The sequence below is a fragment of the Streptomyces sp. NPDC029044 genome, from assembly GCF_040637495.1.
Classification (GTDB): domain Bacteria; phylum Actinomycetota; class Actinomycetes; order Streptomycetales; family Streptomycetaceae; genus Streptomyces.
This window is the reverse complement of the sequence record NZ_JBEZWN010000032.1, coordinates 1-11832: the sequence shown is the minus strand read 5'-3', so window position 1 is coordinate 11832 and position 11832 is coordinate 1. Positions and strand designations below refer to the sequence as shown.

9 protein-coding genes are annotated in these 11832 nt (G+C 71.7%); 8 read left to right on the top strand and 1 reads right to left on the bottom strand.

Annotation, left to right across the window (positions count from 1 at the left end; all coding sequences use genetic code 11):
- Positions 1–54: 54 nt before the first annotated feature.
- Complete coding sequence (locus AB0E85_RS23840; protein ID WP_361930562.1) at positions 55–651, bottom strand: hypothetical protein; 597 nt, start codon at positions 649–651, stop codon at positions 55–57.
- 508 nt (positions 652–1159) lie between these two features.
- Here AB0E85_RS23840 and AB0E85_RS23835 point away from each other — a divergent pair.
- The 8 genes from AB0E85_RS23835 to AB0E85_RS23800 all read left to right on the top strand — a co-directional run bounded on the left by AB0E85_RS23835 (position 1160) and on the right by AB0E85_RS23800 (position 11624).
- On the top strand, positions 1160–2431 hold the full coding sequence (locus AB0E85_RS23835; protein ID WP_361930560.1) for a nucleotide sugar dehydrogenase: 1272 nt from the start codon (positions 1160–1162) through the stop codon (positions 2429–2431).
- 121 nt (positions 2432–2552) lie between these two features.
- Entirely contained in the window at positions 2553–2717 is a 165-nt protein-coding gene (locus AB0E85_RS23830; RefSeq protein ID WP_359632641.1) for a hypothetical protein, read from the top strand.
- 1 nt (position 2718) lies between these two features.
- Positions 2719–4002: a glycosyltransferase gene (locus AB0E85_RS23825; RefSeq protein ID WP_361930557.1), complete on the top strand. Its 1284-nt coding sequence runs from the start codon at positions 2719–2721 to the stop codon at positions 4000–4002.
- Between the two features lie 293 nt (positions 4003–4295).
- Positions 4296–5825: a VCBS repeat-containing protein gene (locus AB0E85_RS23820; protein WP_361930555.1), complete on the top strand. Its 1530-nt coding sequence runs from the start codon at positions 4296–4298 to the stop codon at positions 5823–5825.
- 65 nt (positions 5826–5890) lie between these two features.
- Positions 5891–7297 (top strand): FG-GAP repeat protein, encoded by a 1407-nt coding sequence (locus tag AB0E85_RS23815; protein ID WP_361930553.1) that lies wholly within the window; start codon positions 5891–5893, stop codon positions 7295–7297.
- Positions 7298–7344: 47 nt separating this feature from the next.
- On the top strand, positions 7345–8763 hold the full coding sequence (locus AB0E85_RS23810; RefSeq protein WP_361930551.1) for a hypothetical protein: 1419 nt from the start codon (positions 7345–7347) through the stop codon (positions 8761–8763).
- A gap of 42 nt (positions 8764–8805) precedes the next feature.
- Positions 8806–10254, top strand: coding sequence for an FG-GAP repeat protein (locus AB0E85_RS23805; protein WP_361930549.1), 1449 nt, complete (start codon positions 8806–8808; stop codon positions 10252–10254).
- A gap of 17 nt (positions 10255–10271) precedes the next feature.
- On the top strand, positions 10272–11624 hold the full coding sequence (locus AB0E85_RS23800) for an FG-GAP-like repeat-containing protein (protein WP_361930546.1): 1353 nt from the start codon (positions 10272–10274) through the stop codon (positions 11622–11624).
- Positions 11625–11832: the final 208 nt, after the last annotated feature.

The window sequence follows — 11832 nt, the reverse complement described above, 5'->3', positions numbered from 1 at the left end:
GAGGGGCGTCCTGACCGGCTCCGACGAAGTCACCGCCTCTCCCACCGCTCGCATCTATGCGGTGGGCGTAGCCGAAGGGCGCTGTACCTCCAGGACGACCGCCGTACCGGCCACGGATCGGTCCTCGTGCATGGTGATCTCCTGGCCGGGTTGAAGGTGTTGCCACGGAGACGGGTCAAGAGGAGCCAGCCGCACCGAGGCTCGCCCACCGGGCTCCAGTAGGGGTGTGAACTCCACCCAGAGTGCGGCGATGTTGAGGCGCGGTTCACCGGCCGGTGTCCGGTTTCCGATGTTCCACATCGGCTTCAGGACGCCGGTTCCGGCGAGAGGTGCCTGTCGTCGTGCCGCGCCGGCGGGACGGAGGACGAGGTCGGCTCGGATGACGCCGTGGCACGTCTCGTAGCAGCGCCAATGGCACCAGGCCGCGCTTCTCTCCAGCCGCAGCCCTTCGGCGGCGGTGGCCAGCGCTTCCCAGAAGCCGAGCGGGAGCGGCCGGACATCACCGAGTTCCTCCAGCAGCCCGAAGGCCACCTCCCACTCGTCCTGGGTGAGGTACTCCCAGACGTCGTTCACCGTGAGGTCGTTCTCGGTGGCGACCTCCTGGGGGACCAGGAGGGAAGCGGCTTCCAGCAGCTCGGGGACATCATCCATGCCCCGATTGTGGATGCTCGGCACCTCCTCACTGTGGGGCGTCGACCGCCGCCGGGACCTGGTCGAACCCTGGGTAACCGGTGGCAGTGCGCAGTGGTGGTACAGGGGGCGCAGACAGGGGCGCACGACATTCGCGAATGCACTGGGTCCGACCCTTCAACGGCCGCCACCCCCTTCGCAATTTGTGAAGATCATGAACACCTACAGGCTTCCTTGCCTGACAGTTGAGGTGGCGTCAGCCCCCAACCAGCACCGCTCTCCCCCCACTTCACGTATCGAAACAGTAAAGAGGGTTCCGTTCAGCGAATCTTTGTTGAACCATGAAGGTCCACAAATGAGGGGGGTTTGTGAAGATCACCGGTTGCGCTTTGCGCACGGTCGGGCAAGGGGGCCCGGCAGGCCGGTGACGCGGCGGTGGTGCCGTTCCCACGCCGCTTCTCACGCAGTACCACGCCACGGCCGCCTGCTTCAGGAACAGGCGGCCGTACTTCAGGGGTGAGGAATCCACATGCACATATGTGTGCTGGGGCAGGGCTATGTCGGCCTGCCCCTGGCCGTGAGGGCCGCCGAGGTCGGGCACACCGTCACCGGCTACGAGCCCGACCGGGCCCGTTGCGAGGCGCTGGCCGCCGGTTCGTCGTACGTCGAGGACATCGGCGACGACCGGCTCCAGGCGGTGCTCGGCTCGGACACGTACTACGCGACCTCCGATCCGCAGGACCTCAAGGGGTTCGACGTCGCGGTCATCACCGTGCCCACGCCGCTCACCGACCGTGCGCCGGACCTGAGTTGCGTACGGGACGCCGGCCGCGTGCTCGCCGAGTGGATCGAGCCGGGCGCGACGGTCGTGCTCGAATCGACGACCCACCCCGGCACGACGCGTGACGTGCTCGTCCCGCTGCTGGAGGAAGGCTCCGGCCTCGTCGCCGGGCGGGACTTCCACGTCGGGTTCAGCCCCGAGCGCATCGATCCGGGCAACGCCGACTGGCGCCTGGAGAACACGCCGAAGATCGTCGCCGGGCTGACCGGGGGCTGCCTGGAGCGCGTGAAGGCGTTCTACGACACCGTCACCGACGTCACCGTGCCCGCCTCGGGGCTGGAGGAGGCCGAGCTGGCCAAGGTGTTCGAGAACACCTACAGGCACGTCAACATCGCGCTGGTCAACGAGCTTTCGCGGATGGCCCACACGCTCGGCGTGGACGTCTGGCACACGCTGGAGCTGGCCGCGACCAAGCCCTTCGGGTTCACGAGGTTCCTGCCCGGGCCCGGGGTCGGCGGGCACTGCCTGCCCATCGACCCGGTCTACCTCAGCCATCACGTCAAGGCGCGGCACGGGCAGACCTTCCGGCTCATCGAACTGGCCCAGGACATCAACGAGAGCCAGCCGGACTACGTGGTTCGGCGGTTGCAGGACGCCCTCAGCCGGCGGTTCCGGCGGAGCGTGCACGGGGCGCGGATCCTCGCCCTCGGCGCCACGTACAAGCCGGGCACGTCGGACGCCCGTCAGTCACCGGCCGTCGAAGTCATCGACCGGTTGCGGCAGATGGGCGCGGACGTCACCGTCGCGGATCCGTATCTGCCGGTGGCGGAGGGCAGTTGCCGGGAGATTCCCTTCGCCTCACCGGCGGACGGAACGAGTACGAGCGTCGCGGGCTTCGACGCCGTCGTGCTGCTCACGCCGCACGACGAGTTCGACCTCACCCGGCTCGCCGCCGAGGCGGCCTACGTGCTGGACACCCGTGGCGTCATGGCAGCGGCTCCGCACGTCGAACGTCTCTGAGTCATCCGGCGCAGCACTCCCGGCATGACACGAATCCGTGCCGGGCGCTCGTACGACCGCCTTTTCACAGCACCAGTCGGGTTGCATCGCGCTGCCCGAAAACACCGGAAGGAAGATCGACATGGGTTACGACGACGGAGCACTCGCCCGAACCGGCGTGGGAGCCATCACCCTGCTCGGCGTCAGCGTCTCGCTGAACTGGATCCTCGCCATAGCGGTGACACTCGTCCTGGTGGGTGCCTTCACCTACCGGGGCGTCACCCGGCACCGGCGAGGACGTGCCTGACATGACCAATCGCCCGTCCAAGCGGGGCCGCCGTGCCCCGTGGCAGACGTGGGTCTGTGTGGCCGCCGCCCTGGCGGCCACCGCCTGGACCTTCGTCTACCACTTCTACTGGAGCACCCAGCCCTGGGGAACGGCGCTGGTCTTCTACTGCGCCATCACAGCCGTCCTCATCTACTCCCTGGCCGCGGTGGTCAAGGGCCGCAGCTTCACCCACCTCCCGGCCCACGAGGGCCGGGTGCTGGCCATTGTGCCGGCGTACAACGAACCTCCCGAGGCCCTGCACAAGACGGTCTGGGCCCTCATCAACCAGGTGCGCCCGCCCGACGCGATCCACGTCGTAGACGACGGCTCCAGGGTCCCGGTGGTCCCGTTCGACCACCCGCTGGTCACATGGCACCGCCAGGACAATGCCGGCAAGCGTGAAGCGCAGGCGAACGTTCTGCGCACGGTCGATCCCTCGACGTACGACCTCATCATGACCGTGGACTCGGACTCGGTGGTCCACCGCATGGGGCTGTGGCACTGCCTGAAAGCCATGTCGGACGTGCGTGTCCAGGCCTGCACCGGCCTGACCCTGGTCTCCAACTACGCCCACAATCTGCTCACCCGGGTGATCGACGTGGAGATCGTCACCTGGTGCCTGGTCACCAGGATGGCCCGCTCCCAGGTCGGCGCGGTCGCCCCCACGTCGGGCATCCTCGCCGTCTACCGCAAGGAACTCGTACTGGAGAACCTGGACGACTACGTCACCTCCGGGACGGCGGGTGACGACCGGCGACTGACGCACTACGCACTCCAGCGTGGCCAGGTCGTCGCCGTGAATGAGGCCTGGGTCTACAGCAGCATGCCCACCGACCTCAACGAGCTGTTCACCCAGCGCGTGCGGTGGTTCAAGTCGTACTGGCGCTACGTCGGCTGGGAACTCACCAACTTCTCCGCCGCACCCTTGTTCTTCCGCCTTTACGGTCTGGTCGTGACCGCCACCATGCCGATTCTGTACGCGTGGGTCCTGTTCGTGTTGCCGTACCACACCGAGCACAAGCTTCTGTTCCTTCAGGGCCTCGGCTACTGGCTGATCATGACCTACGCCCAGACCGGCATGTACGCGGCCCTGCGCCCCGAGCTCTCGGCACGCCAGAAGATCGTGGCCTGGCTGTTCCTCACTCCACTCGTCACCCTGCTCAACCTGCTCATCGTCCGTCCGGCCATGTACTGGGCCCTCACTCAGGCACGCACCACCCACTGGGGCACGCGAAAGGTGAACCTCCCGGCGCCGGTCGCATAGCACTCCTGATCTCGCGCTCCGCCTGAGGACTCCTCCAGGCACCGAACTGTCGCGGCGGCGGCCGATGCGTCCCGGGCTCGTGAGGGGCCCGCGCAGGGGGAAGGGCCGCCCGGGCCCTCGACCGCATCGGAAATCAACCGAACTCACGTACAACCCTTACGTCCCTCCGCGGGTCTCTTGATCGCCGACCAGCCGTGAACGCCCGGACAACTCCCGGCGAACACGGACAGTCCGGCCCTCCATCGACTGTGGATGTCCGCCAGGCATCCCCCGCATGCAGCAGGAGACCCCGCATGCAGCAGCACGAGCGCCCCTCCGGGCGCCGGCACGCACCCGCTCACCCGTCCCGGCGCCCCCGCGTGCGGCTCGCCCTGGCGACCGCCGCCGCGGCCGCGCTGACGGGCACGCTGCTCTCGGCCACGGCCGGCACGGCGACGGCCGCGGACGGCACGCACACCCCGCGGGCCGACTTCAACGGCGACGGCATCGGCGACGTGGCGTTCTCCGCCTCGGGCGCGTACGTCAGCGGCAAGAAGGACGCCGGGCAGCTCGTCGTCCTGTACGGCACGAAGACCGGCGTGTCCTCCGCGCAGCGCTCCGCGATCAGCCAGAACACCGCGGGCAACCCGGGCACGGCCGAGACCGGCGACGCGTTCGGTGCCGACAGCGCCTACGCCGACTTCAACGGCGACGGCTACGACGACCTCGCCGTCTCCTCCCCCCTGGAGGACGTCGGCAGCGACAAGGACGGCGGCGGCGTCGCGGTCCTGTGGGGCTCGGCGCAGGGCATCACCGGCAAGGGCGTCACCATCGCCGACGCGGCTCCGACCCGGCACGACCGCTGGGGCAGGAACCTCGCCGCCGGCGACTTCGACGGCGATGGCAAGGCGGACCTGGCCGTCGGCACCACCTCCAATGTCATCCACGTGCTCAAGGGCGGCATCAGCGCCTCCGGTACGGCGGTCAAGGGGCGCTACAGCGTCAAGGCGCCGATCCAGGCGTCGGGCGAGGGCTCCGGGCCGCTCAACCTCACCGCGGGTGACGTCAACGGCGACCGCCGCACCGACCTGGTCGTCGACGGCTTCGAGACCGCCACCGGCCGGTACTGGAACGCCAACCACCTCCTCCCCGGCACGGCCTCCGGCCTGTCCGCCACCGACGCCCGGCAGCTGAAGGCCGGTGTCATCACCGGCGTCGGCGACGTCAACGGCGACGGTTACGGCGACATCGTCACCGGCATGTACTGGAACAAGGCCGACAACGGGGTGACCTTCCCGGAGGCCACCGACGGCGGCAAGGTGTGGATCACCTACGGCGCCCCGGACGGCACCGGCTCCACCACCGGCATCACCCAGAACACCGGCAATGTGCCCGGCAGTTCGGAGAAGAATGACTACTTCGGCTACGAGCTGGACCTGGGCGACGTCAACGGCGACGGCTACCAGGACCTCGTGGTCGGCGTCGCCGGCGAGGACATCGGCTCCGTCTCCGACACCGGACAGCTCGTCGTGCTGTACGGCTCGCCCTCCGGCATCGACACCTCCTCCGGCACCCAGTCGTTCGCGCAGAGCACCGCGGGCGTCCCCGGCTCCGACGAGCAGGACGACATGCTCGGCGCCGACGTGAAGCTCGACGACGTCACCGGCGACGGCCGCGCCGACCTGCTGGCCGGCTCGTACGAGAACACCGGCAACGGCGCTGTCCTCTACCTCCCGTCCGACGGCACGAAGATCACCGCCACCGGTTCGCGCACCGTCTCCCCCAGCGCCTCGGGCGTCTCGACGACGGGCTACCCGAACTTCGGCGCCAACTTCGCCGACTGAGCCACCCCGCACGCCCCGGGGCCGGGCCCTCCCGGTCCGGCCCCCTCCCCATCCGGAGCCCCGCCTTGCGCAAGCGCACCCTCCTGCTGGCCGCCGCCCTCACCACCGGCCTGCTCTCCGCCACCCCGGCCACCGCCGCCCCCTCCGGCCTCGCCGGGGACTTCAACGGCGACGGATACCGCGACCTCGCGGCCGGCGCCGCCTGTGCCGACGTCGGCTCGGCCGCCTGCGCCGGTGCGGTCGTCGTGCTGTACGGCTCGGCGTCCGGCGTCTCGGCCGCCCGCAAGGCCGTCATCACCCAGAACTCCGCAGGCGTACCCGGCACCGCCGAGGCGGGCGACCTGTTCGGCTCCGCCCTGGCCGCCGGCGACCTCGACCGGGACGGCTACTCCGACCTCGTCGTCGGCGCCTCCAACGAGAGCGTCGGCGACCGGGACGGCATCGGCTCCGGCACCGTCCTGTGGGGCGGCAAGTCGGGCCTGTCCGGCGGCAAGGGCCTGCCGCAGCCGTCGACGCTCTCCGAGTACGGCAACTTCTCGCGGGGCATCGCCACCGGCGACTTCGACGGCGACGGCGACACCGACGTCACGCTCACCGGCCAGAGCCACACCCGCATCTACAACGGCCCCTTCACCCGCACGAGCGGCCCGTTGAGCCACGTCCGTGTCGGCGAGGTCGGCACCACCTTCGAGGTGTTCGCCGGTGACATGACCGGCGACGGCGCGGCCGAGCGCGTCTACCCGTTCAACGTGGACGGCGACACCGGCGGCCAGATCGACTACTTCCGCTGGACCGGCATGACGTACAAGATGGCCGATCTGCCGAAGGCCGACGGCTACCCCGGCTCCATCGGCGACATCAACCGCGACGGCTACGGCGACCTCGTCCTCGGCGACTCCGCGGACCCGTACGACCTCAAGCCCGGCGGCCACAAGGGCGGCCAGATCACCGTCTGGTACGGCGGCCCGAACGGCCCCGACCCGGCGCAGCAGCCGACCGTCGTCCACCAGGACACCGCGGGCGTGCCCGGCGCGGGCGAAACCGAGGACGGCTTCGGCAGCGCGGTGAGCACCGGCGACATCAACGGCGACGGGTACGCCGACGTCGTGGTCTCCGCCCCGGGCGAGGACATCGGCTCGGCGACCGACGCGGGCTCGGTGACCGTGCTGTTCGGCTCCGCCTCCGGCCTGAAGACCGGCAGCGGCGTGAAGTCGTACACCCAGAACACCGCCGGGGTGCCCGGCTCCGCCGAGAAGGGCGACCGTTTCGGTTCCGCCGTCGGCCTGACCGACGTGACCAAGGACGGAAAGGCGGACCTGGTCGTCGGCGTCCACGGCGAGAACTCCACCGGCGGCCTGTGGACCCTGCGCGGCTCCGCCACCGGCCTGACCACCAGCGGCGCCCAGGGCATCACGACCACCGCCCTCTCCCTCAAGGGCAGCGTCAACCTCGGTTCGGCCGTGGCCCAGTGACACCCCGCCGACTCCCCCGCCGACTCCCCCGTGAGGCACCCGCACCCATGCGCACCCGCATCACCGCCGCCGCCCTCGCCGCGGCCCTGACCCCGCTCGCCCTCACCCTCTCCGCCCCCGCCGCGCACGCCGCGCCGGCCGCCGCCCCCTACGACTTCAACGGCGACGGCCGCGCCGACCTCGCGATCGGGGCGCCGGGCGCCACCGTCGCCGGGCAGGCGAAGGCCGGTGCCGTGTCGGTGGTCTACGGCAGCACCAGCGGGCCGAAGACCTCCACGCGGACCCTGCTCACCCAGAACACCGCCGGGATGCCCGGCGCCGCCGAGGCCGACGACGCGTTCGGCTCCGCCCTCGCCTCCGCCGACCTGAACACCGACGGCTACGCCGACCTGCTGATCGGCACACCCGGCGAGGACGGCAGCGACACCAACGACGGCACCGTCACCATCGTCTGGGGATCGGCGTCCGGCCTGTCCGGTGCCCGTTCGATGGCCGGCTTCTTCAGCACCGACTACGACCGCTACGGCCAGGCGCTGACCGCGGGCGACTTCGACCGCGACGGGGACGCGGACGTCGCGGTCGGCTCCACCGGCCCGGTCACCCTCTCCCTCATGAACGGCCCGATCACCAAGACCAGCGCGCTCAACGGCGGCTCGGGCAGCGGCTGGGGGGCGGCCTCCCACGGCATCACCCACCTCTCCTCCGGCGACGGCACCGGCGACGGCCACCCCCGCGTGGTCCTGCACGGCCGCGCCGCGCACAACGGCGCCGCCACCACCTCCCTCGCCGACATGAGGATCAGCAACTACACCCACTGGCTGCAGAAGCTGCCCGCCGGGTTCGTCTCCGCCGTCGGCGACATCGACGGCGACGGCCACGACGACATCGCCGTGGGGAACGACCGGGAGGCCTCCGCCGACCCGGGGGGCGCCCTCGGCGGCAAGGTCACCGTCGTCTACGGCGGACCCGACGGTCTCGACGGCGGCCGCGCCCCGCTCGTCCTCACCCAGGACACCGCCGGGGTCCCCGGCGCCGCCGAGAAGGGCGACCGCTTCGGCAGCGGCGTCTCGCTGGGCGACGTCAACGGCGACGGGTACGCCGACCTGGCGATCGGTACCGCGGGCGAGAACGGCTCCGCCGGTGCCGTCACCGTGCTGTACGGCTCGGCGGCCGGCCTCACCACCAAGGGCGCCACCTCGTACACCCAGAACACCGCCGGGGTGCCCGGCGCCTCGGAGCAGGGCGACCGCTTCGGCGAGCGCGTCACGCTCACCGACCACACCGGCGACCGACGCGCCGACCTGACCGTCTCCGCGCCGGGCGAGAACGCCGGCGACGGCGCGATCTGGTCCCTGCGCGCCACGGCCACCGGCCCGACGGTCACCGGCTCGACGAGCTTCGGCCCGGGCACCACCGGCATCTCGACGGCCGGCGCCCCGGGCTACGGCACCGCGCTCAACCCCTGATCAGCACTGACCACCACCCTTTCCGAACCGACGGGGATCCCGATGCGAAAGCGCACCATCCTCCTGGCCACGGCCCTCACCACCGGCCTGCTCACGGCCCTGCCCGCCACGGCGGCCACCGCCGCACCCGCCACCGGCCCCACCGCCGACTTCAACGGCGACGGCTACGGCGACGTGGCCTTCGCCGCCCCCTACGCCAAGGTCGACGGCAAGGGCATGGCCGGCTACGTCGCCGTGGTCCACGGCGGCCCGGCCGGCCTCGACCCGGCCCAGCGCACCGTCGTCAGCCAGAACACCGCCGGCGTGCCCGGTGACGCCGGCGCCGAGGACACCTTCGGCGGCGCGCTCGCCACGGCCGACCTCAACGGCGACGGCTACACCGACCTCGCGGTCGGCGCTCCCGGCGACCGCGACGGCACCGACGGCGACGGCGGCACCGTCACCGTCCTGTGGGGCTCGGCGAACGGCCTGCGGAACGGCACGACGGTCAAGGACCCGGCCGTCTCCGCCCACAACAACTGGGGCAACCTGCTGACCGCGGGCGACTTCGACGGCGACGGCGCGCAGGACCTGGCCGTCGGCACCGACACCGACGACGTCCACGTCGTCCGCGGCCCGTTCACCACCACCGGTACCACGGGCGTCACGCAGAAGATCTCCACCCCCGAGCCGGCGTGGATCGTCGACGCCATGAAGGCGGGCGACACCAACGCCGACGGCAGGTCGGACCTGGTCCTCACCTACCGGGTCGAGATGAACGACGGCGAGACGACCAGCTGGTCCAAGGGCGTCGCCTACCTCGGCTCCCCCACCGGCCCGGACACCACGACCCCCCGCGCCCTGAACGGCGGCACCTCCCTGGCCCTGGGCGACATCGACGGCGACGGCCACGACGAGATCGCACTCGGCAACGTCTTCAGCAAGGGCAGCGACCACACCGGCAGCCTCGGCGGCAAGGTGGTCGTCATCCGTGGCTCCGAGGGCGGCCCCGTCAACGGCGACGCGCCGATGGCCGAGCTCACCCAGGACTCCCCGGGCGTCCCCGGCGCCGACGAGGAGCGCGACAACTTCGGCGGCTCCGTCTCCATCGGCGACGCCAACGGCGACGGCTACGGCGACCTCGCCATCGGTGTCGGCTTCGAGGACGTCGGCACCACCGAGGACGCCGGCGCCGCGATCCTCATGAACGGCTCGGCCTCGGGTGTCTCGCGCACCGGTGCCCGTACCGTCACCCAGAACACCGCCGGCGTCCCCGGCACCGCCGAGGCCACGGACTACTTCGGCTCCGAGACCCTGCTGGCCGACGTCTCCAAGGACGGCCACGCCGAGTTCACGATCACCGCGGGCTTCGAGGACGAGGGCATCGGCGCCGTCACGGCCCTGCGCGGCTCCGCCACCGGCCCCGTCACCGACGGCGCCCGCACCTTCGGCCCGGGCAGCCTCGGCCAGATCCGCTCGTACGGCGCGTTCGGCGCCAACCTCATCGGCTGACCGGCCAAGGAGACGCCATGCGCAGATCCACCACGACCGCCCTGGTCGCCGCCCTGCTGGCGACCGGCGTCACCCCCGTGCTCCTCACCGGCACCGCCGCCGCGGCGCCGGCCAAGCACTACGACGACTTCAACGGCGACGGCCGCCGCGACCTCGCTTACGGCGGCTACAACGACGTCGACCGCGAGGGCGGCACGATCACCGTCGTGTACGGCACCGCCACCGGCCTCGACACCGCCCACCCGAAGCGCTTCCACCAGGACAGCGCCGGCGTCCCCGGCACCGGCGAGGAGGACGACCAGTTCGGCGCGTCCCTGGCGAGCGCCGACCTCAACAAGGACGGCTACGCGGACCTCGTCGTCGGCAACCCCACCGAGCACGTGGGCAGCGACGACTACCGCGGCACGGTCACCGTCCTGTGGGGCTCGAAGACCGGCCTGTCCGGCGGCACCAACATCACCCCGCTCGGCGGCGCGGCCGGCCACTTCGGCCGCGACCTGGCCACCGGCGACTTCACCGGCGACGGCTCCCCCGATCTGGCCCTGATCGGCGGCGAGGAGGCGTGGCTGTACCGCGGCCCCTTCACCAAGTCCGGCACCACCGGCAAGGTCAGCAAGATCGACAAGGGGTCGGGCGGCTGGTACTCCTCTGCCCTCGGGGCCGGAAAGGTCGACGGGGACGGCAGGACCGACCTGGTGGTCATCGGCACGGAGATCACCGGCAGCGACATCCGCGAGCGCGCCTGGTACCTGAAGGGCACCTCCTCAGGCCTCGCCTCGGGCGCGTCCAGGACGCTCAGCGACCGGCAGCAGGGCCTCTACCCGAGCCCCGTCGTCGGCGACTTCGACAAGAACGGCTACGGCGACATCGTCCTCGGCGTGCCGGACAAGGACAACGGCAAGGGCGCGGTCACGATCTGGCGCGGCACGTCGTCGGGCCCGGGCACGTCCGTCACCCTCACCCAGGCCACCTCCGGCGTCTCCGGCAGCCCGGAGGCCGACGACAACTTCGGCTACGCGATCTCGGCCGCCGACACCAACGGCGACGGCTACGCGGACCTCGCGGTCGGCGTGCCGCACGAGGACGTCGACGGCGAGGAGGACCAGGGCGGCGTCCACGTGTTCCGCGGCGGCTCCGGCGGCCTCGGCGGCGCGCGCTCCTCGTGGATCGCCCAGACGGTGCTCGGCCCGGCCGACTCTCACACCGGATTCGGCTACACCCTGCGCCTGCGCGACCTGACCGCCGACGGCAGGGCGGACCTGGCCGTCGGCGCGGCGAGCACCGCGCTGCTCATGCCCGGCACGGGCACGGTCCCGACGAAGACCGGCGCGATCGTCCTGCCGGAGCTCGGCGGCGGTCTGCCCGACTGAGCCGGGGGGTGCGGCCCGTACGGCCGTAGGGGCCCGGGGCTCGGTGGCTCCGGGGCCCGGTGGCTCCGGCTCCGGCTCCGGGGCCCGGTGGCTCCGGCTCCGGCTCCGGCTCCGGCTCCGGCTCCGGCTCCGGCTCCGGCTCCGGCTCCGGCTCCGGGGCCCATACGGCTGAACCGGCCCCCGGGGGCACGGCCCGTAAGGCCGAACC

What these genes read in the sequence shown, in the direction of transcription:
- AB0E85_RS23800 (WP_361930546.1), top strand. Translation starts at nt 10,272, where the DNA reads ATGCGCAGATCCACCACGACCGCCCTGGTCGCCGCCCTGCTGGCGACC.
- AB0E85_RS23810 (WP_361930551.1), top strand. Translation starts at nt 7,345, where the DNA reads ATGCGCACCCGCATCACCGCCGCCGCCCTCGCCGCGGCCCTGACCCCG.
- AB0E85_RS23840 (WP_361930562.1), bottom strand. Translation starts at nt 651, where the DNA reads ATGGATGATGTCCCCGAGCTGCTGGAAGCCGCTTCCCTCCTGGTCCCC.
- AB0E85_RS23825 (WP_361930557.1), top strand. Translation starts at nt 2,719, where the DNA reads ATGACCAATCGCCCGTCCAAGCGGGGCCGCCGTGCCCCGTGGCAGACG.
- AB0E85_RS23830 (WP_359632641.1), top strand. Translation starts at nt 2,553, where the DNA reads ATGGGTTACGACGACGGAGCACTCGCCCGAACCGGCGTGGGAGCCATC.
- AB0E85_RS23820 (WP_361930555.1), top strand. Translation starts at nt 4,296, where the DNA reads ATGCAGCAGCACGAGCGCCCCTCCGGGCGCCGGCACGCACCCGCTCAC.
- AB0E85_RS23805 (WP_361930549.1), top strand. Translation starts at nt 8,806, where the DNA reads ATGCGAAAGCGCACCATCCTCCTGGCCACGGCCCTCACCACCGGCCTG.
- AB0E85_RS23835 (WP_361930560.1), top strand. Translation starts at nt 1,160, where the DNA reads ATGCACATATGTGTGCTGGGGCAGGGCTATGTCGGCCTGCCCCTGGCC.